This window comes from Lysinibacillus sp. FSL K6-0075 (assembly GCF_038592945.1).
Lineage (GTDB): Bacteria > Bacillota > Bacilli > Bacillales_A > Planococcaceae > Lysinibacillus > Lysinibacillus fusiformis_F.
The window spans coordinates 3,630,881-3,648,659 of record NZ_CP151947.1 but is presented as its reverse complement, the minus strand read 5'-3'; the positions used below and the strand labels follow the sequence as shown (position 1 = coordinate 3,648,659).

At 35.5% G+C, this 17,779-nt stretch carries 22 protein-coding genes; 15 read left to right on the top strand and 7 right to left on the bottom strand.

Annotated features, from left to right (window positions below):
• Position 1 precedes the first annotated feature (1 nt).
• From MHB65_RS17880 to MHB65_RS17855, 6 genes are all read left to right on the top strand, one after another.
• Entirely contained in the window at positions 2-1,843 is a 1,842-nt protein-coding gene (locus MHB65_RS17880) for a DUF6273 domain-containing protein (RefSeq protein ID WP_342441227.1), read from the top strand.
• On the top strand, positions 1,843-2,058 hold the full coding sequence (locus MHB65_RS17875) for a hypothetical protein (RefSeq protein WP_342441226.1): 216 nt from the start codon (positions 1,843-1,845) through the stop codon (positions 2,056-2,058). The genes MHB65_RS17880 and MHB65_RS17875 overlap by 1 nt, the downstream gene beginning before the upstream one ends.
• A complete protein-coding gene (locus tag MHB65_RS17870; RefSeq protein ID WP_342441225.1) occupies positions 2,058-2,207 on the top strand; it encodes an XkdX family protein in 150 nt (49 codons plus the stop codon). Before MHB65_RS17875 ends, MHB65_RS17870 begins: the two co-directional genes overlap by 1 nt.
• Positions 2,208-2,322: 115 nt before the next feature.
• Complete coding sequence (locus MHB65_RS17865) at positions 2,323-2,571, top strand: BhlA/UviB family holin-like peptide (protein WP_342441224.1); 249 nt, start codon at positions 2,323-2,325, stop codon at positions 2,569-2,571.
• A gap of 13 nt (positions 2,572-2,584) precedes the next feature.
• The gene (locus tag MHB65_RS17860; RefSeq protein WP_342441223.1) at positions 2,585-2,845 is read left to right on the top strand and encodes a phage holin; all 261 of its coding nucleotides are present in this window, start codon (positions 2,585-2,587) and stop codon (positions 2,843-2,845) included.
• Positions 2,838-3,569, top strand: a complete 732-nt coding sequence (locus MHB65_RS17855; protein ID WP_342441222.1) for an N-acetylmuramoyl-L-alanine amidase — start codon at positions 2,838-2,840, stop codon at positions 3,567-3,569. Before MHB65_RS17860 ends, MHB65_RS17855 begins: the two co-directional genes overlap by 8 nt.
• 60 nt (positions 3,570-3,629) lie before the next feature.
• Here MHB65_RS17855 and MHB65_RS17850 read toward each other — a convergent pair whose 3' ends face one another.
• The 3 genes from MHB65_RS17850 to MHB65_RS17840 all read right to left on the bottom strand — a co-directional run bounded on the left by MHB65_RS17850 (position 3,630) and on the right by MHB65_RS17840 (position 5,564).
• Entirely contained in the window at positions 3,630-3,962 is a 333-nt protein-coding gene (locus MHB65_RS17850; protein ID WP_342441221.1) for a hypothetical protein, read from the bottom strand.
• Between the two features lie 122 nt (positions 3,963-4,084).
• Positions 4,085-4,471, bottom strand: coding sequence for a hypothetical protein (locus MHB65_RS17845; RefSeq protein WP_342441220.1), 387 nt, complete (start codon positions 4,469-4,471; stop codon positions 4,085-4,087).
• Positions 4,472-4,496: 25 nt separating this feature from the next.
• Positions 4,497-5,564, bottom strand: a complete 1,068-nt coding sequence (locus MHB65_RS17840; RefSeq protein ID WP_342441219.1) for a hypothetical protein — start codon at positions 5,562-5,564, stop codon at positions 4,497-4,499.
• Between the two features lie 192 nt (positions 5,565-5,756).
• Between MHB65_RS17840 and MHB65_RS17835 the strand changes: the two genes are divergently transcribed.
• The 3 genes from MHB65_RS17835 to MHB65_RS17825 are packed head-to-tail and all read left to right on the top strand — an operon-like array spanning position 5,757 to position 6,717.
• Positions 5,757-6,029 carry a YolD-like family protein gene (locus tag MHB65_RS17835; protein ID WP_342441218.1) on the top strand — a complete coding sequence of 91 codons (273 nt, stop codon included), beginning with the start codon at positions 5,757-5,759 and terminating at the stop codon, positions 6,027-6,029.
• Between the two features lie 15 nt (positions 6,030-6,044).
• Positions 6,045-6,383, top strand: a complete 339-nt coding sequence (locus MHB65_RS17830) for a YolD-like family protein (protein WP_342441217.1) — start codon at positions 6,045-6,047, stop codon at positions 6,381-6,383.
• Positions 6,376-6,717: an aconitate hydratase gene (locus tag MHB65_RS17825; protein WP_342441216.1), complete on the top strand. Its 342-nt coding sequence runs from the start codon at positions 6,376-6,378 to the stop codon at positions 6,715-6,717. Before MHB65_RS17830 ends, MHB65_RS17825 begins: the two co-directional genes overlap by 8 nt.
• 104 nt (positions 6,718-6,821) lie before the next feature.
• Here MHB65_RS17825 and MHB65_RS17820 read toward each other — a convergent pair whose 3' ends face one another.
• Positions 6,822-7,295, bottom strand: a complete 474-nt coding sequence (locus MHB65_RS17820; protein ID WP_342441215.1) for an Ltp family lipoprotein — start codon at positions 7,293-7,295, stop codon at positions 6,822-6,824.
• A gap of 628 nt (positions 7,296-7,923) precedes the next feature.
• On the opposite strand from MHB65_RS17820, the gene MHB65_RS17815 reads away from it, so the two are divergent.
• Complete coding sequence (locus tag MHB65_RS17815) at positions 7,924-8,196, top strand: hypothetical protein (RefSeq protein WP_342441214.1); 273 nt, start codon at positions 7,924-7,926, stop codon at positions 8,194-8,196.
• 251 nt (positions 8,197-8,447) lie between these two features.
• On the opposite strand, the gene rpsD is transcribed toward MHB65_RS17815, so the two are convergent.
• Positions 8,448-9,050 (bottom strand): 30S ribosomal protein S4, encoded by a 603-nt coding sequence (gene rpsD / locus MHB65_RS17810; protein ID WP_205444994.1) that lies wholly within the window; start codon positions 9,048-9,050, stop codon positions 8,448-8,450.
• Between the two features lie 469 nt (positions 9,051-9,519).
• On the opposite strand from rpsD, the gene MHB65_RS17805 reads away from it, so the two are divergent.
• Positions 9,520-11,403 (top strand): GGDEF domain-containing protein, encoded by a 1,884-nt coding sequence (locus MHB65_RS17805; RefSeq protein ID WP_205444992.1) that lies wholly within the window; start codon positions 9,520-9,522, stop codon positions 11,401-11,403.
• Between the two features lie 92 nt (positions 11,404-11,495).
• Here MHB65_RS17805 and MHB65_RS17800 read toward each other — a convergent pair whose 3' ends face one another.
• Together MHB65_RS17800 and hisJ are read right to left on the bottom strand one after the other, a co-directional pair.
• A complete protein-coding gene (locus MHB65_RS17800; RefSeq protein ID WP_342441213.1) occupies positions 11,496-11,975 on the bottom strand; it encodes a GAF domain-containing protein in 480 nt (159 codons plus the stop codon).
• Between the two features lie 24 nt (positions 11,976-11,999).
• Positions 12,000-12,794, bottom strand: coding sequence for a histidinol-phosphatase HisJ (gene hisJ, locus MHB65_RS17795; RefSeq protein WP_342441212.1), 795 nt, complete (start codon positions 12,792-12,794; stop codon positions 12,000-12,002).
• 163 nt (positions 12,795-12,957) lie between these two features.
• Between hisJ and ezrA the strand changes: the two genes are divergently transcribed.
• The 4 genes from ezrA to thiI all read left to right on the top strand — a co-directional run bounded on the left by ezrA (position 12,958) and on the right by thiI (position 17,686).
• The gene (gene ezrA / locus MHB65_RS17790) at positions 12,958-14,658 is read left to right on the top strand and encodes a septation ring formation regulator EzrA (protein WP_342441211.1); all 1,701 of its coding nucleotides are present in this window, start codon (positions 12,958-12,960) and stop codon (positions 14,656-14,658) included.
• A 90-nt stretch (positions 14,659-14,748) separates the two neighbouring features.
• Complete coding sequence (locus MHB65_RS17785; RefSeq protein ID WP_342441210.1) at positions 14,749-15,216, top strand: GNAT family N-acetyltransferase; 468 nt, start codon at positions 14,749-14,751, stop codon at positions 15,214-15,216.
• 106 nt (positions 15,217-15,322) lie between these two features.
• The gene (locus MHB65_RS17780; protein ID WP_342441209.1) at positions 15,323-16,474 is read left to right on the top strand and encodes a cysteine desulfurase family protein; all 1,152 of its coding nucleotides are present in this window, start codon (positions 15,323-15,325) and stop codon (positions 16,472-16,474) included.
• Positions 16,475-17,686, top strand: a complete 1,212-nt coding sequence (gene thiI, locus MHB65_RS17775) for a tRNA uracil 4-sulfurtransferase ThiI (RefSeq protein ID WP_342441208.1) — start codon at positions 16,475-16,477, stop codon at positions 17,684-17,686. It begins immediately after the preceding gene.
• The last annotated feature ends 93 nt before the right edge of the window (positions 17,687-17,779 follow it).

The window sequence follows — 17,779 nt, the reverse complement described above, 5'->3', positions numbered from 1 at the left end:
GATGGCTTGGGAACTAGTAGATAGCAATAGTTTCAGTACCACGTATTCAACCGCGTTTACCTTAGTGAGAAATGGCGGATCTACAAGTTTTATTGTACTAACTACATCAGGACCGGAAAAAAGCATCACTCTAGATTTCCAAAAATACCGTTATCGACTTCGTGTGTTGATTTATGACCTTCAAGGTAGGGTAAAGTCAACAACACTGACTTGTAAAGGGACAACATCTGCATATAAATCGGGGAATGATGTGACGTTTGATAAAAGCGATGATTTAAGTGGATTTTCCATAGTTACAGATACGAACGGTGGTCCTAACCTAACCTTCACGACAATCATTGAACGGATTTCCCTAGCAAACGGCAAACTAAAAGACCAAGCACCCGGAACGGTTATTAATTTCGCAGGCAGTCCATGGACGTTACTTGAACCGAGTACAGGGTATTTGTTTAAAAATACACATGTAGGCGAAATGAAATTCGATAATTCTAATCAAAATGTATTTGGTACGAGTAGCATACGCAGTTATTTAAATAACGAATATTACAACGCGTTGTCCGCGGCAGATAGATCATTGATATTACAAAAAATATGGCACGCCGGTCTTCCGAACAAAGAATCTGAAGTGAAAGTAACTGCACGCGTTGGACTGTTATCTCATTCCGAGTGGACGAAATATTTTGCGGACACAATATTGTCAAAGCCTACAGAACCTTTTTGGACTCTTACACCGTCAACGAACAATTCTGTTTATCGTGTTGTGGCGTCTGGTCATTTATTAGCAGACTATTCCCCGGGACTGGCAGGAGTGTATGTAAGACCAGTGTTGTGTATTAACCCCGAGACCAATCTTATAAATGGAACAGTCGTCCATAACGCAACACCTACTATTACATTATCGTCACCAACCAACAATCAAACGTTATATGAAAACGACACATTTAACATCGCAGGCAATGCTCACGACACCGATGCAGATCAATCAGTCACAGCATATTACCAAATTAACAATGAACCTCGTAAAGTACTAGCAACAAATCTGAGCCAGACACAAATATCACTATCGAAACAGTTAATTTTTAAAGGCTCAAAACTGTTTGATGGAGAGGTCGCTATTACAGGAGTTTTAGCTGATGGAGTAGCCCATACACTTAAAGTTTGGGCAGTTGACAGCGAAGGTGGACAATCTACCACTGTAGAGCGTACATTTTATGTTGTTCCTAACCGAGCGCCATTGCTTGCTATAGATGCTATTACACCGAGCGGAATTATAGATACTGATAAATTTACAATCAGTGGCACTTCAGGCGATCCAGATGCGAACGCTAATGTTAAAGTGTCTTATCGTATCAATGCAGGTAATGCGGTAGATATCTACGATGGTTCAGGCGGGGCATGGGAGTTTGAAGTGTTATTAGCTCAGTTAAAAGTTGGAGAAAATACAATTATCGTTGAGGTAGTCGACAATTATGGAGCAAAGACTAGCAAGACGATAAAACTTAATAAAAACACTGTAAACACGCCTATTTTGCAATCTGTAGCGAGGCATAAGATTTCTCCTCCTAAAGGTTCAGCAAGAGGCGTTTTAATTTGGGTACAGCGAGATGAGGACCTTGATTTAACGGTTGAGCTATCGATGACATTAGCTGGCGAGCAGGAGCAATATATCTTACTCGAAGCAGATCCAGAAAACATCGTAGAAGTTTCAGAGGGAATTGTTGAAGATGAATATTACCACGAAACTGTAGAACCGAAGGATAATATCATTCTTAAACTGACTACTTCCAGAGCTAATGTAAACATAGACAATAAAATTTATTTAATTTGGGGGGTGTTGGAATAATGCTACGAAGAAAAAGGCTACCTGGTGGAGAATTAGGTCCACTAGAAAAGGTTGGGTCAATACTCACAACCGAGGAGCAAGTGATGTCATTAGGTGAACAACTAGCACAGGAGAAGATGAAAGGCATTCAAAAAGACCTCCTGATCAATAACCTTGGCTCTCAGCTTACACAACTAAAATTAGATGTCATTTCAATGAAAGGTGGTGGGAGCTGATGGAATTTTGGCAAATCGCTTTTATGTACAAGTGGGTAACTGCTGAACAGTTAAGAATCGTAGTTAAAACTGATGCAAATCCGTTCGGTGAAATCACACCTGAACAGTATAAAGAAATCACGAAGCAAGATTTTGAGGCGCAAGCATAAGCTTGTGTTTTTTGTGGGCTATGAGAACAATCGAGATGGGCAACGGTACATGTTACTGATTCTCGATGCTTCTCATGGCTTTTTATTTTAAATAGGGCAAAGGATTGGTGATGTAATGGATCCAGTAACAACGGTAACAGCAGCAAGTCAGGTAGCAAATTCACAAGTAGTATGGTCAATTCTGTGTATTTGCTTAGTAGTTTATGTTTTTTGGAATTCTGCAAAACGTGAACAAAAACTCATGGAAAATTTAGAAGCATTAACAGCAGCCCAAGGTGAACAAGCTAATGCAATGCGTGAAATCAGCAAAAGCTTAACATCACTTGAAGGTCGAATGGACCGCATGGAAAAACACATCTTTTAGGAGGAAATATATTATGAAAATCAACTGGAAAGTACGTTTAAAACACAAACCTTTTTTAGTGGGAGCATTTGCATTGTTGCTACTAATCATTCAACAAATCGGGGCATTATTCGGTTATGATACAACAATTTATAACGAGCGATTTACAGAGTTATTTAACACTGTGCTCGCTTTATTAGTTCTATTTGGTGTCGTGAGCGATCCAACAACACCAGGAATGAATGATAGTGAAAGAGCTATGGGATACGCTCGAAAGGATGATAGTAATGACTAAAAAGTTCGTAGGATCTAGTGGCCATGGTTTAAAAATTAGAGGTGCCAAGCATTTTATCGATGAAGTAGATGAGGCTAGAAAAGTAACTAATGAGGTTCATAGACTCCTTACTACTGAATACACTGGTGCTGGCTCAGTGTTCCATGACAATACCTCGACTACTCAAAATCAAAATCTACAGACAATCGTGAACTATCATAATGGGCAACAACGTGATTTGGATTGGAGCATCCACTTTAATGCAGCAAGCGTCATCGATGGACCAAGAGGGGTTGAGGTTCTTTATTATGATGAAAAAGATTTGTCAGCTAAGGTTAGCGCTGCTATTTCCAAAGCATCAGGACTTAAAAATCGTGGAGCAAAACAACGTACAGAGTTATATTTCCTAAAAAATACGACTAAGCCTGCTATTCTTCTTGAGATTTGTTTTGTAGATAGCAAAGCTGATGTCGAATTGTACCATAGGAACTTTGCTGCCATTTGCGCTGCCATCGCAGAAGTATTTGCAGCTCATTTAGGTTACACAAAAATACAAACTGAACATACACAGAAAGAGGAGCAAATTACAGGAGCGAAGGTCATGTTCAATGATGTGAAGACCGTTAATGCTCTGATTATTGATGGTAAGATGCATGTTCCAGTTAGAGATGTTGCGGACTTGTTAGGATTAAAGCTCATTTATAATAACGAAAGCAAAACAACCAAATTATACGAAGTAAAATAATCACTAAAAAAGCCCAGGTACTCAATTTTGAGCCTGGGCATTTTTTAATAATAAAGAATTCTATTTTAAAGGGAGTCCAAATCCTAAAAATGAAGCAATAGTCAGAATAGAACCCACAGAGCCTAATAAAGTGTTTAATTTTTCTAGTGGTTTCTTAGCTTTCTCTTTATCCCCACTTTTTAAATGAGTTTGAAGAAGGTCAAAATGTGGTTCGGCTATTTCTCTTTTATCTTCTGAAAGTTTTTTAATTTCTTCATTAATCTGCTTTAGTGCAGTTCCTATATCCTCATCTGTTTTAGCAAACCCTTGGTTTAAAGTACCATTATTTTCAAGGTTAAAGTTACCATTGTTATTTCCAAAAGTAAAACCGCTGTATTTACTAGATTCGTTCATATAAGCATCTCCTGTATTTATTATAATGTTTACATTCCCAACCTTCGATACTTCTTCTAATAAACCTTCTCTCTTTAAAATAGGTATTATTTCTTTTAAACTTAAAGGTTTATTATAAGCTTCTAAACTAACATTAGTTCTCTTGTTAAAGGCTTTTTTTTTGAAAAACTCTCTCTATAACCGTCATCTAATTCAATTATTGGTATTGCATCCAAAGGATCAAAGTTATTTTCAGTTCCACAATACAAGCAAGTAACTTCAGGATCGAAAAAATCATTCTGATTAACTGTTAAAATGCTTCTACAACATTCTTCACAAAGAAATTCGTGTTTAATTTTTAGAGCTTCCTGTTCTTCTAATTCTTTCAGTTTATTTATAACTACACCGAGAGGTAATTCGGTCATTTTCGCAATATAACTTGGGTAAAATTTCTTCACTTGACTAACAGCAATAGTTTCAAGTGCTTCATTAAAAATTTTATTTACTTCCCATGGTTTAATATCACGCATAAATTTCACCCTCTCAGTTAGTTAATTAAAACATTTTTTCTCTAATATAATCTAATACGTGTTCAGACGCAAATACGTTGAATTTAAATGTTTTTGATTTTACACCAATTCGAATCGAATAAACTTGCACAACTCCACTTTCAGCATGCTCAAACAATATAGAACCTTTTTGCTTTGCAAGATAAGGCTCTAAATAATCGTATAAAGGTAGCCCTCTAAGTTCTCGAATACTTCCCAAACCTATCGTTTCAAGACCACTTAAAAGTAGTAAAGTGAATGGGGTAGTTTCTAAAATACCAGTAATATCTTCACTATTTAAATTTTCTTCTAGTATGGTTAATTCGCCATTATTATAATATTCGTCAATGGCAGATAGTATGCTCACAATTGATTGGCCTTGAGTTTCTTCAAAACTCTCTACCAAACCTTCTGGTCTCCCTATAGCATCAATTAATTGACCTTGTAATGCGTCAGCTAATAATTCTAAGTCACCATTGTAACTTTCTAAAAAATCAAACTGTTTAAAGTCATATGTTTCATTCAAAATTGCAGCTAATCCAGATATAACCTTTTTTGCTGATGTAGAACTTGCTCTTACTTCAATTATTCCCTTAACTTCATCAATATAAACTGTAGTAATTTCGTGTTTAATGTATTCTCTTCTGTCAGCTAAATAATAGTCAACGCTTACACCCGCTCTATGAATGAATCGAAGAAGATACTTAGAAGGTCCATCAATTTCGGTAGCAGCAATTATAGATGGTTCATTAGGAATTTCTGTACTATTTGGAGTAATCACCTCTTCAAATGGATTAAAAGGCATGTTTTGGATAATATTTTGTTTAAGCCCAACTAAACCTTCCTCATTTGTAGTACGATACCATGCTAAAGAAATTGCCCCCGCAAAGATGTTTTTGTATATCTTTTCAAGTGTACTTCCCTCAATTTGACCAAATGAAGACCATACTCTATTTGTTAATTCATTGACATTTCCCGTTGATTCTAATGTCAGATCATTACATATATCCTTTAAAATGCTTTTACTTAATCTATTCAGGTCTTGAGGAAAAATTAATGACTTCAAAGTATTCATAGTAAACCTCCGGTAATATTTAGTTTCTATGAAATTATATCCCAAAAACTATACAAATAGTATGATAATAAATTGTTCAGTTTAGTAAAACTTATCGAAAAAGGGAAAAAGGAGAATAAATAACACCTTGAAATATACGAACGTTAGTTCTATAATATATACAAACAAATGTTCTTAAAAGGAGTGGCTAAAATGGCAAAAACTAAAACGCCTACTAAAAAGAAAGATCCGAAACACCCAGATCGTGATGAATTTGACTTAGAAGAAATGGCAAACGCGCTAACCGAAGCAATGGAGGAAAAACAGCCCAAAGTTTTTAGCATCTACAAATGCGATGAACCATTAGAAGGTACCATAACAAAAATGGATGCAAATACAAAACTAATCCATATTAAAGATAAGTACATGAATAATCATAAGGTGCATTTTTTAGATATCCTAAAAATTTCAGATATCGAATATTAGTGGAGAGTGATTGTGATGTTAAACGACAGAGGATCTAAAAAATGGACTGCTATGATGCTACCAGAACATCTTGACCTCATTAAAACATGGAAACAGGAGCAATTTTATGATAAAAAGCGTGATTTAACTGAATGGGAGCTTGAAGAGATAGAGAATACCATCCAGCGTGCTTATAAGATGCAAAAGCTTGTGAGATTAACATTATGGGAACAAAATAAGTTGCATGATGAAGTAGGGAAAGTCACTGGTACCGATGCGTATAAAAAGGAACTATTACTAGACACTGATTTATCTGTGAAGCGTATTACATTCGATAAAATTCAAAAAGCTACTTTGGTTGACTCAGATGATTAACAGAGAAGATCGCCAAGCACTTTATGAATATATAAAACTAGATATGGCCATCAAATCATTACAGCGTGATTATGACAGCTTAACAAATCTGAAAATGGGCAAAGTCTACATCAATATTGTAGATGCACTTTTAAAGGATATACGAAACGATTATTACAACAAAAAGCGCCTGTTAGCTAAAAATAAAATAGAAGTAGTTAAATGGATGAAAATAAGTGAACATTTTAGCGAGGTAACAATAAGAACGCCTGGCGAGGATGAAGTGCATCAGTATGCTAATCAAGCGCTAAAAACCCATACAGAAGAGTTGATATTTAAATATTTGAAGAAATAAAAAAACAGGTACTCATATGAGGCCTGTTTTTTATGTATAAAAAAAGCCACTCATTTGAGTGACCTTTGATGTGACTTCCACATTCTTCATGTGGAGTGCATTACTTATTTTAAATTATCAATAGCATACTGAGCTTCTTCTGGAGTAAATTTTTCTCCATATTCTGAAATTAATTGGTCATAAATAGCTGAATCTGACATACTCATTTCTGCGTATGACTGAGCTTTTTTTAATGCATTTTCTTTCCAATCAAATACAATGTTATCCACTGCATATTGAGCAGCTTCTGCGGGAAAATTCTCTCCATATTCAGAAGTCAATTGGTCATAAATTCCCAACTTTGACATTTGCATATTTTTGGCATAATCCTCTGCTTTCTTTAATGCCGATTTATATTCTCTAGGAACATTTTCTTCTTCAGCTTTAGTTTCTACTTCTGCTTCAGAATTAGTTTTCTCAGCCTCAGCTGATACAGGTTTTTGGTCATCTTTAGTTGATTCATCCTTTGTAGCAGTTTCTCCACAAGCTGCTAGTCCAAGACTTAATACCAATGCTGCGCTAAAAATTATTTTCTTCATATAAGTTGTCTCCTTTTATGTAATATATTTGTAACACTTAAATTGTATCAATAATGGAAGTGGTTGTCAGTATAGCTTTTATACATACAAAGATTAGATTTTAAAAAAATACAAATACTGAAGTATGGACATCGAGACATTACAGCTTTTAGCTATTTATTATTTCGAAAGGATCCGCAGTAGATGTGTATTTTTAAAAGTTTATTCTTATATGGAGGAAGAAGGCAATTTTGCGTTTTATGGGTTATATAAATGCAAGAGAAGAATATTGGTAAAAAAAGTAATATTGACACCAAACGGAGATGTTGTTGCGGTTTTTTCGCTTTGAAAACGAGAAATTTGTCGAACGGTGTAAGAACTGTACAAATATTTTTCAATTGGGTGTGAAACCCATTTAAAAATAATGATTCCAGTGCTACCATAAAAGTAACAGACAAAATTGGAACGTTTGTTCTGTAAACTGTAACGGAGATGATAGATATAAAAATAAGAAAAATAAAAAACACATCTCAAGCTGGAACTTGAGATGTGGAAAATTTCGAGTGACATTCACTCACTACCAAAATTAATTATAACTAAAAACAGTTGTGATTAAAAGTGAATGTCCTCATTTTAACGGAGGTAAAATATGGAACATATATTATTGGAATTATTATATGAGTTTTCTGAAGTGATTAGTGTAACACCACCGACTTCCATGTCCAATATTTTAGACTGGTGGGACAATACCCTTAATGAAATTAATGATTATTGGCTAACTGATTTAATGCAATTTCAACTCTTTTCCAATAGTGAAACTCCGACTGTGCAAACAATGTATGAAATGTTATTAAAGCAATGTAACAAAAGAGAAAACCTTAATATTCACTTTATGTATTCTTGTTATCCACAAAAAAATTAAAAGGTTACTCATTTGAGTGACCTTTTTATTTATATAATACAAATAAATCGTTTTGAAGAAATGTACACCTGTCCGCTGGTTGTTTATGAATATAATTATAAGCGAAAAAAACGCTCCCCCAGTCGCTCCCCCAAACCCCCAGTAAAAAATCGTTAAATATCTAAAGATGAAAACAAAACAAAAACCCCGCAAACACTTGATATACCAAGGTTGCGAGGTTTAAGAATCCGAAGTAATCTAACGTTAAAAAATTAACGAGAGTAGTACTCTACGATGAATGATTCGTTGATTTCAGCTGATAATTCAGAACGCTCTGGAAGGCGAGTGAATGTACCTTCTTTTTTGTCAGCATCGAATGTTAAGTAGTCAGGTACGAAGTTGTTTACTTCGATAGCTTCTACTACTACAGCAAGGTTTTGAGATTTTTCACGAAGAGAAATCGTTTGACCTGGTTTTACGCTGTATGATGGGATATCAACGCGTTTGCCATCTACTAAGATGTGACCATGGTTAACTAATTGACGAGAACCACGACGAGTACGAGCTAAACCTAAACGGTAAACTAAGTTGTCAAGGCGAGTTTCAAGAAGGATCATGAAGTTTTCACCGTGAACACCTTTCATTTTACCAGCACGGTCAAATAGTGTACGGAATTGACGTTCGTTCATACCATACATATGACGAAGTTTTTGTTTTTCTTGAAGTTGTAAACCGTATTCTGATAATTTTTTACGTTGGTTTGGACCGTGTTGACCTGGTGCGTAAGGGCGTTTTTCGATTTCTTTACCTGTACCGCTTAGTGAGATACCAAGACGACGTGATAATTTCCAAGATGGACCTGTATAACGAGACATATTGTTGTCTCCTCCTTTAAATTTGGTTTTTTTGTTGTAAAACAAAAACCAGTAGTACCCGTTCTTACACGCATTTTATTTTCATGTACTTTCGCCTATGCAGCCGTTAGGTTACGCAATACACCATCTAATTTTCATTACTGAGAATCTCAAGTAGTTGTATATCAGAAAATAGAGGAATAAAATACAATCATAAGCTTATACCACTGCTGCGTTTATTTTACACAACCTCCATTGTAACTGCTTAGGACAAGGACGTCAATTATTTGCTTTTAAAAATTTGTAAAAGAACATAGTAGGAAATTCCTCACTATCTATTTTAAATGATATAGGAATAGTTAATGATACGCTGTGTAATGTAAATTGTAAAAGTAAGGGATAATTACATAGTCAAAATGACACAAATTATGTATAATATATTATAAGTTAATAGTAATTGATTTGGACGTTATATAGAAAAGGTGATTTCATGACAGACCATTTACAAACGCTAAAATATATAAAATCTGATGTTTTGAGCTTTTGGGTGAGTTCTTATGAAGAACAAACTAGTTTTAATGGGTATTTTTGTTCATTGAAACAGTTTCTAAAGAAGCGCTTGAAAATTGACAATGCTGCTTTTCTCAGTTTTGAAGGTAATTCTTTAATACCTATTGAAGAGATGGCTTCATTAACAATTGAAACAAAGCTAAATGCTGTGTCATGGCTGATGATCGAAGCTAGTTTTTATCAACAAAAAGTAGTGAAAATTCCTTATATATTAAAAGCAAGACAAGCCTATTCAATGATGACAGATATGGTGCTTTTCCAAGCAGAGGGCAAAAATCCCATTGGTGTATTACTTGTGGAGGCAACAGAGTCTTGGACAGACTTTATGACCTCGGAGTACGGTGAAGAGTGTATAGAAATACTTTCAAAGGTTCTTCAAATGATTAGAGACAATTTAGATGTCAAAATAAATGAAGACCAATATAGAAAACTATATAACATGACTGATTTATTTCATTCAACAATGGATATTGATTTAATTTTAGAAAATGTATTAAAAAATATACGGGATAATTTCCCTGAATTTAATGTGGAGCTGATATTATCGAATGATCAAGATCGACACACGACCATCGATATTAAGCTTTTTGATTATTTATCTGAAAGACCTGCTACAATTGAAGCCTTTGTATCAGGAGAGTTAACGACAGAGTTAGCGAGCGATTTAAATTGTCGGTTGTTAAATGCACCTATTAAGGGCAGGCAAGCTATCTATGGCATCTTGCAAGTAAGTGCTCCCACGACTTATCTTTTTTCAACAACTGAAAAAGATTTTGTACGGATGCTGGCGCAAGCGTCAGGAAATGCTCTTGAAAATGCAAAATTATATCATCAATCGCATCGCCTCGTAAGTGACTTACAACTCATTAATGAAACATCGCATCGTTTAAATATGCGAATTGACATTCATGAAATGTTACTTTTCCTACAAAAGCAGTTACTGAAATCTTTTCAGCCAATGGAAGTTTGTTTCGCATTTAAAAAACACGATACATTTGAAATAACAGGTGCAAGTACCTCCTTGTTCCATTCAGAAAATGGTCAAAGTTATATAAAACATGTTGAACAGCATTTTGCTCAAACGAATGATCCACTATTTGTTGCCGATTTCAGCCGTCTAACTCCTAATCAAATTGAGTATCGTTCTATTATGGCGATTCCTATACTTATGGAGGAAAAGATTAATGGTTTTAGTATTGTCTTACATAAAGAGCCATATTTCTTTTCGTTCGATAGTTTCAAATTAATGCAATCTTTAATTCACCACTCATCGTTAGCCATTGCAAATTCAATTTTACGAACACAGCTTCAGGAAATGGTCGATTTGGATCATTTAACGAAACTATATGCTCGCAGTTACCTCGATCAGTTTGTAGAAAAATCACTTGAATATGATCAATCTGGTATGTTTTTGTTAATTGATATTGATAATTTTAAACGTATTAATGATACGTACGGTCACCAAGTTGGAGATAAAATTCTTGTACAGATTGCGGTTCAATTAAAAGAGACGATTGGAAGTCGTGGGATTTGCGCAAGATGGGGTGGAGAAGAAATGTCTGTCTATGTGCCTAATATCAATGAAAAAGAAGCTTTAGAATTAGCATCAACCATTGTGAAAGTAATCCCAAGTGCCACAGATCCACAAGTTACAATTTCTGCGGGGCTTATAACATGGGATGAGCGAGATCGACCAGCATTCCAATCTGTGTTTTTACATGCTGATACAGCCTTGTATGAAGCAAAAAATAGTGGGAAAAATCGTTTTTGTACTCATAACGGTTCGTATCAAACAAATTTATAGGTTTGATGAAGCACAATATAATGAATAGTTGTTTAAATAAATTACCCTGAAATGACAATATAAAACATTTCAGGGTAATTTTTGTTGTTTTATTATAAATGATTGAGTAGTGTTTTAACAAATTCCTCTAAGCCATTGCGATCTTCCTCTGAAAAGCGATTCACAATAGGACTATCAATATCTAATACACCAATGATCTCACCTTGTTTCAGCAGCGGTATAACAATTTCAGACTGTGAGGCCGCATCACAAGCAATATGCCCTGGAAAATCGTGTACATCTTTTACAACAATTGTTTCTCTCGTTGCCACAGCTGTACCACAAACACCACGTCCAATAGGGATTCTAACACAGGCAGGAAGACCCTGGAATGGCCCTAGCACAAGTTCATTATCCTGTAAGAGATAAAAACCAACCCAGTTGATGTTCGTTAAAAACTGATTTAATAGAGCAGAGGCATTACTTAAATTGGCAATTTGATTGGTTTCACCAGTGAGTAGTGCATCTAATTGTTTTGATAATGTTAGATATTGGTCAGCAATAGATCCTTCGTAATTAATTTGTGTAAACATATAAGCACCTCGTTTAAAAATTATTTATATTGGTAATATAACATTATAGTGTTGATGTAAATCCTCTGCGCTATGCGCATCCGAACCAAATACATATGGTAGTTGAATAGCTTGACTATAATGGATAAAGGCAAAAGGTGGATAGGGCTCCTGACAATATTGTTTACTTAAACCAGCACTATTTAAATCTAATTCATAGCCCGCACATTTCATGCTGTCCAATACTTCTCTGATACGTCGGGCATCATCGATTTTTTCGTTGTGCGCCAGTTGGAATTTATGAATAAGTGATGGGTGCCCAATCCGTTTTGGTTTGTATGGACCAAGATCTGCTCTAATTGATCGTAGGACAGTATCATAATATAAATCATAAACCTGTTCAACAGAGCCAACTTTCTTTGAAAAATCAATAAAGCATTCAGAAGAAAAGTCGATACATACAAAGGTATCTTGCCATTTTAAAAAATGAACTGATAAAATAGCGTCATCTAAAAAATGTCCATATGTATCAAGGAGTTGACGAGTTTCTTGTTCGTAACCTTGGATATAGTCAACCTCTAATCCGATACGGATGCGAATATCCTGTGCATACCGTTGTTGCAGGTGTTGCAATTCTTTAATGTAAGGCATGAGATCATCAGGGTTCATGCCACTATCTTGTTGCGGGGTTGGATCAAAAAAACTTTTGGGCAATGGGGCGTGTTCTGTAAATGTTATATCTGTGAAATGATGAGAAATTGCTTTTTCAATATATTGGTTGAATGAGTCCGTAGTGCCATGTGGACAAAAAGGACTATGTATATGCCCATCACGTTTCATAATTTACCACTCCTTTAGCTCTATAGATACGCTATTTAAATATTTCACAATAGCGAAAATACAGTTTTCTGAAAAACACTTAAATTTTAGTACAAAAGGCGAAAACATAGTATATAATAAATACAACTAGCCAATTCGTTTATTGTAGAATAGGAGGCTTACGATGGAGTATATCATCATTCCGATTATCCTACTATTAATTTTAGCCATAGTAGGATTTATGATGCGAAGAAAACATGTTGCAATTATTGCAAAACTTGAAAATGAAAAATTACAAATACAACATAATCCTATAAATGAAGAAATTTCAAAAGTAAAATCTTTAAACATGAACGGTGAAACGGAAGAAATGTTTGAACGATGGCGCAATACTTGGGATGAAGTCATCGATGTACATATGACTAAAATCGATTCTCTTCTATTTGATGCTGAGGATCAAATTAATCGACTTCGTTTTAAAAGGGCAACCTTAATAGAACGTGAAATTGAAGATTACATTGAAAAATGCGACCAAGATAAAAATAATATTTTAGAAGAACTGAATGAATTAATTGGCAGCGAAGAAAAAAATCGAATTGAAATCGAACAATTAAAAGAATACTATCGCTCTGCAAGAAAGACATTGCTGGCTCATCAGCATTCATTTGGTGTAGCACTACCTGCATTGGAGAAAAAGCTGGAGACATTTGTTCAAAAATTTGAAGAGTTCGATGTATTGACAAATGAAGGCAATTATTTGCAAGCACGAGAAATTGTTATTAGCTTAAATCAAGAATCTCAGCAGACATTCGAGTATATTAATGATGTTCCTACTATTTTAACGGAAATTCAAGTTAAGTTACCAGGTGCGGTTCAGGAATTGCGTAATGGTCAGCGAGAAATGGAAGACCAATCTTACTATTTACAGCATTTAGAATTGACAGATGCACTTAATAAATATGAAAAAGAATTTGATGCATTAAAGCTGGACCTTGCAGAGCTTAATTTAAAAGTTGTTAAACCTCGTGTGACAGAGATTAATGAAGAAATCGATCGTTTTTATGATTTACTTGAAAAAGAGGTTATTGCTAAAAATTATGTAGATCAAAATTGTGATCGTTTATTAAGCTCTATCACCAATGTCATTTCTTCTACAAAGTTAGTGAATGATGAGGCAACGTATGTGCAACAAAGTTACCATTTAAATGAAAAGGATGCTGAAATTCCAAAAGCCGCTTTAAAACAATTGGAAGCACTGCAACGTCGCTATGATTTATTAGCCATGCGAGTTAAGGAAGAAAAATCGGCTTATTCTAGCTTACAGGAAGAGTTAATCGAAATTAGTGAAGAGCTAGAACGAATTCATGAAGAACAAGGGCATCTATCGAATACAATGAAGAAACTTCGAATAGATGAAAATAAGGCACGCGCTCAAGTCGAAAACTTAAAGAAAATATTACAAGATACCGATCGTTTATTAAACAAGGCAAATATTCCAGGGATTCCTGAGGAGATGGATGCACGTCTTGATGAGGCTGCAGAGCACATCTATGTTGTCATGCAAAGCTTGCAAGAAGTACCGCTTAATATGGGAACGGTTCATAATAATCTAAATGCAGCAACACTTTGCGTAGAGGATGTTAAAGTAAAAGCACATGAATTAATAGAAAATGTGATGCTCATTGAACGCATTATTCAGTACGGTAATCGTCACCGTGCATCGAACCCGAAATTGAACGGACGTTTAAAAGAAGCAGAAGAGGCTTTCCACCAATTCCGTTATGCGAAGGCTTTAGAAGAAGCAGGTACAGCAGTGGAAGAAATGGAGCCAGGTGCTTTAAAGCGTATTCAAGAAATGGTTGCTGAACAATTCACAGTAAAATAATTCGAATAACATTTTGAGCTGTCTAAAAAGTATAGCGATTACTTTTTAGACAGCTTTCTATTTATTGCATAGATGAGGATGTGATTCAGTGTGAAGCTGTCGATAAAAAAAATGAATGAACAGTTTGCAAGTGAAATTTTACAATGGCAATATGCAGAACCTTACGATTTTTACAATAATGAATTATCGGATGAAAATGTACAAGAAATGCTTGATCATCCCTACTTTGCTATCTTGAATAATCAGGGGGAGTTAATCGGCTATTATTGCACAGGTTTGGCAGCACAAGTGCCAAAGGGACAGGATATTGGTGCATATATAGAATGCTGTGTAGATATTGGAATTGGTATGAAACCAAATCTAACAGGTCAAGGATTAGGAACGGCATTTTTTTCGTTTATTGTACAAACAGTTCAACAAGAGCATCATCTACCACTTCGCTTAACAGTCGCCCTATTTAATAAGCGAGCAATCCATCTTTATGAAAAATTAGGTTTTGTTAAAGCGATCGAATTTAGTACGCCCACAGAATTTATCACGATGTTGAAAAAAATGTAGGATACCAATTAAAATTTAAAGAATCGTTAAAGTTAGTGGTCAATCGCCAAAGATTGCGTTATGATAAATACCGTTAAATCAACGTTTTGAAAGTGTGTGAAAAGTTATGGTTAATACAATTTATTTAGATAATAGTGCAACAACAAAGCCTTTAAATGAGGTTATGCAAGCATTCATGGCTGTCAATGAACAGTATTATGCCAACCCTGCTTCCATCCATGCCATGGGTGTTGAAGCAAATGATTTATTAATGCGTGCGCGTGAGCAAGTAGCAGATATTTTGCAGACAGAGGCAAAAAATGTGCTATTTACTTCAGGTGGTACAGAATCAAATAATGCAGCTATTTTTGGCATAGCACGTAGTAATACGCATATAGGAAAGCATATTTTAACGACTGAAATTGAACATCCTTCAGTGCTAGAAACGATGAAACAGCTTGAAAAAGAGGGCTATGATGTTGAATATCTTCGTGTTGATCGAAATGGTGTGATTTCTCTCGATGAGCTTCGTACTAAAATACGAAAAGAAACCATTTTAGTTAGCATCATGCATGTGAATAATGAAATGGGTACAATTCAGCCTATAAAGGAAGCAGCAAAAATGATTCATGAAATGAGTCGTGCAGCCTTTCATGTTGATGCTGTTCAAAGCTTTGGGAAATTAGCTATATCCTTTAAAGAAGAAGGCCCAGACTGTATTTCTATCTCTGGTCATAAAATTCATGGCTTTAAAGGCTCAGGTGTATTAGCATTCCGTAAACCCGTGAGATGGCAGCCTTTTGCTCTTGGTGGTGGTCAGGAATTTGGAATGCGCAGCGGTACTGTGGCAGTTCCGCAAGCTGTTGCTTTAGCGAAAGCGGCTCGATTGGCCGTTGAAACAATGAACGAACGCGCAAATAAATACCGTCAATGGCATGATGAAATTCGAGCTCAGCTAGACGGATATGGAGAAGCAGTCCATGTTTTATCGACCCCACAAGGAGCTGCGCATATTATGTCATTTAGTGTTCGTGATTTAAAAGGGGAAGTTATTATTAATGCTATGCAAAAACGCGGTGTCATTGTGTCAACATCAAGTGCATGTTCATCCAAGCAAACGAAAACAAGCCATGTAGTCGAGGCACTACACCTTGATGAGCATTATAAAAAAGGTGTGATTCGCATTAGCTTTGGCGCACATAACACAATAGAAGATATAGAACAGTTTAAACAAGTACTTGCAGAAGTAATGTTGGAACTCAAAGGAGAAAATAAGTAAATGATTTGGAAAGAAATTTTAATTCGATATGGTGAGCTTTCTACAAAAGGCCGCAACAAAATGGATTTTATTCGCCGCTTACGTGAAAATATTCGACATGCTTTTGCTGATTTAGGTCAACTGCATATTCGTACAGAACGTGATCGTATGTTTATTGCTATAGAGGACGAAGCACAAATGCAGACGCTAATTACAGGTTTACCTAAAATTTTTGGTATTCAATCATTTAGCCCTGTAGCTGCATGTGAAAAAGAGATGGAAAGTATGAAAAAGCTCGCTATCACGATTATGGAGACATTTAAAGACGAGCAACATACATTTAAAGTAGAAGTAAAACGTACTGATAAAACATTTCCATTAGAATCTCACGCCATCCAACGTGAGATTGGTGGCTATGTTTTACCGCAATTTCAAAATTTATCTGTCAAAGTGAAAAAGCCTGATATTGAGCTACGTGTAGAAGTTCGTCATGATGCAACTTATATGATGGCACAAGTCATTCCTGGTGCAGGTGGAATGCCAGTAGGATCTAATGGGAAGTCTTTATTAATGCTATCAGGCGGTATTGATAGTCCTGTCGCAGGTTATTTAATGATGAAGCGTGGTGTACGATTAGAAGCGATTCACTTCTTTAGTCCACCTTATACAAGCCAAAATTCATTGGAAAAAGTTAAAGTGCTTGCTAATGAATTAACGAAATTTGGTGCTAGTATTCGTTTGCATGTCATTCCTTTTACTGAAATACAAGTTCTTATTAAAGAAAAAGTACCTTCTAACGTATCGATGACAACAACACGCCGAATGATGCTGAAAGTTGCTGATCAGGTGCGTGAGGAAATTGGTGCACTTGCTATTGTAACAGGTGAAAGCCTTGGACAAGTAGCGAGTCAAACGCTTGAAAGCTTAACAGCAATTAATGCAGTAACAAATACACCTATTCTACGTCCGCTGATTTCAACAGATAAATTAGAAATTATCGATATGGCTGAGAAAATCGGCACATACGAAACATCTATTCAGCCATTTGAAGATTGCTGTACGATTTTTACACCAGCAAGTCCTAAAACAAAACCAAAGCTTGAAAAGGTGGAGCATTATGAAAGCTTCTCTGATTTTGATGAATTGATCGAGCGAGCAGTGAAAAATCGCGAGGTCTATATTTTCCCTAAGAAAGAAGAACAGCAACAAGATAAATTTGCAGATCTATTATAAGGTTTTAAAAGCCGTCTCAAAGCCCATTTTGAGACGGCTTTTTTGCGTGATTAACGGTATTCCAATAGAGGTACAATTTACCTCTAAAATTTT

Coding starts and splice junctions, on each gene's coding strand:
- MHB65_RS17805 (WP_205444992.1), top strand. CDS start 9,520: ATGACAGACCATTTACAAACGCTAAAATATATAAAATCTGATGTTTTG.
- MHB65_RS17855 (WP_342441222.1), top strand. CDS start 2,838: ATGACTAAAAAGTTCGTAGGATCTAGTGGCCATGGTTTAAAAATTAGA.
- MHB65_RS17820 (WP_342441215.1), bottom strand. CDS start 7,295: ATGAAGAAAATAATTTTTAGCGCAGCATTGGTATTAAGTCTTGGACTA.
- MHB65_RS17875 (WP_342441226.1), top strand. CDS start 1,843: ATGCTACGAAGAAAAAGGCTACCTGGTGGAGAATTAGGTCCACTAGAA.
- MHB65_RS17815 (WP_342441214.1), top strand. CDS start 7,924: ATGGAACATATATTATTGGAATTATTATATGAGTTTTCTGAAGTGATT.
- MHB65_RS17860 (WP_342441223.1), top strand. CDS start 2,585: ATGAAAATCAACTGGAAAGTACGTTTAAAACACAAACCTTTTTTAGTG.
- rpsD (WP_205444994.1), bottom strand. CDS start 9,050: ATGTCTCGTTATACAGGTCCATCTTGGAAATTATCACGTCGTCTTGGT.
- MHB65_RS17840 (WP_342441219.1), bottom strand. CDS start 5,564: ATGAATACTTTGAAGTCATTAATTTTTCCTCAAGACCTGAATAGATTA.
- MHB65_RS17880 (WP_342441227.1), top strand. CDS start 2: ATGGCTTGGGAACTAGTAGATAGCAATAGTTTCAGTACCACGTATTCA.
- MHB65_RS17835 (WP_342441218.1), top strand. CDS start 5,757: ATGGCAAAAACTAAAACGCCTACTAAAAAGAAAGATCCGAAACACCCA.
- MHB65_RS17830 (WP_342441217.1), top strand. CDS start 6,045: ATGTTAAACGACAGAGGATCTAAAAAATGGACTGCTATGATGCTACCA.
- MHB65_RS17780 (WP_342441209.1), top strand. CDS start 15,323: ATGGTTAATACAATTTATTTAGATAATAGTGCAACAACAAAGCCTTTA.
- MHB65_RS17800 (WP_342441213.1), bottom strand. CDS start 11,975: ATGTTTACACAAATTAATTACGAAGGATCTATTGCTGACCAATATCTA.
- thiI (WP_342441208.1), top strand. CDS start 16,475: ATGATTTGGAAAGAAATTTTAATTCGATATGGTGAGCTTTCTACAAAA.
- MHB65_RS17850 (WP_342441221.1), bottom strand. CDS start 3,962: ATGAACGAATCTAGTAAATACAGCGGTTTTACTTTTGGAAATAACAAT.
- MHB65_RS17870 (WP_342441225.1), top strand. CDS start 2,058: ATGGAATTTTGGCAAATCGCTTTTATGTACAAGTGGGTAACTGCTGAA.
- hisJ (WP_342441212.1), bottom strand. CDS start 12,794: ATGAAACGTGATGGGCATATACATAGTCCTTTTTGTCCACATGGCACT.
- ezrA (WP_342441211.1), top strand. CDS start 12,958: ATGGAGTATATCATCATTCCGATTATCCTACTATTAATTTTAGCCATA.
- MHB65_RS17825 (WP_342441216.1), top strand. CDS start 6,376: ATGATTAACAGAGAAGATCGCCAAGCACTTTATGAATATATAAAACTA.
- MHB65_RS17845 (WP_342441220.1), bottom strand. CDS start 4,471: ATGCGTGATATTAAACCATGGGAAGTAAATAAAATTTTTAATGAAGCA.
- MHB65_RS17865 (WP_342441224.1), top strand. CDS start 2,323: ATGGATCCAGTAACAACGGTAACAGCAGCAAGTCAGGTAGCAAATTCA.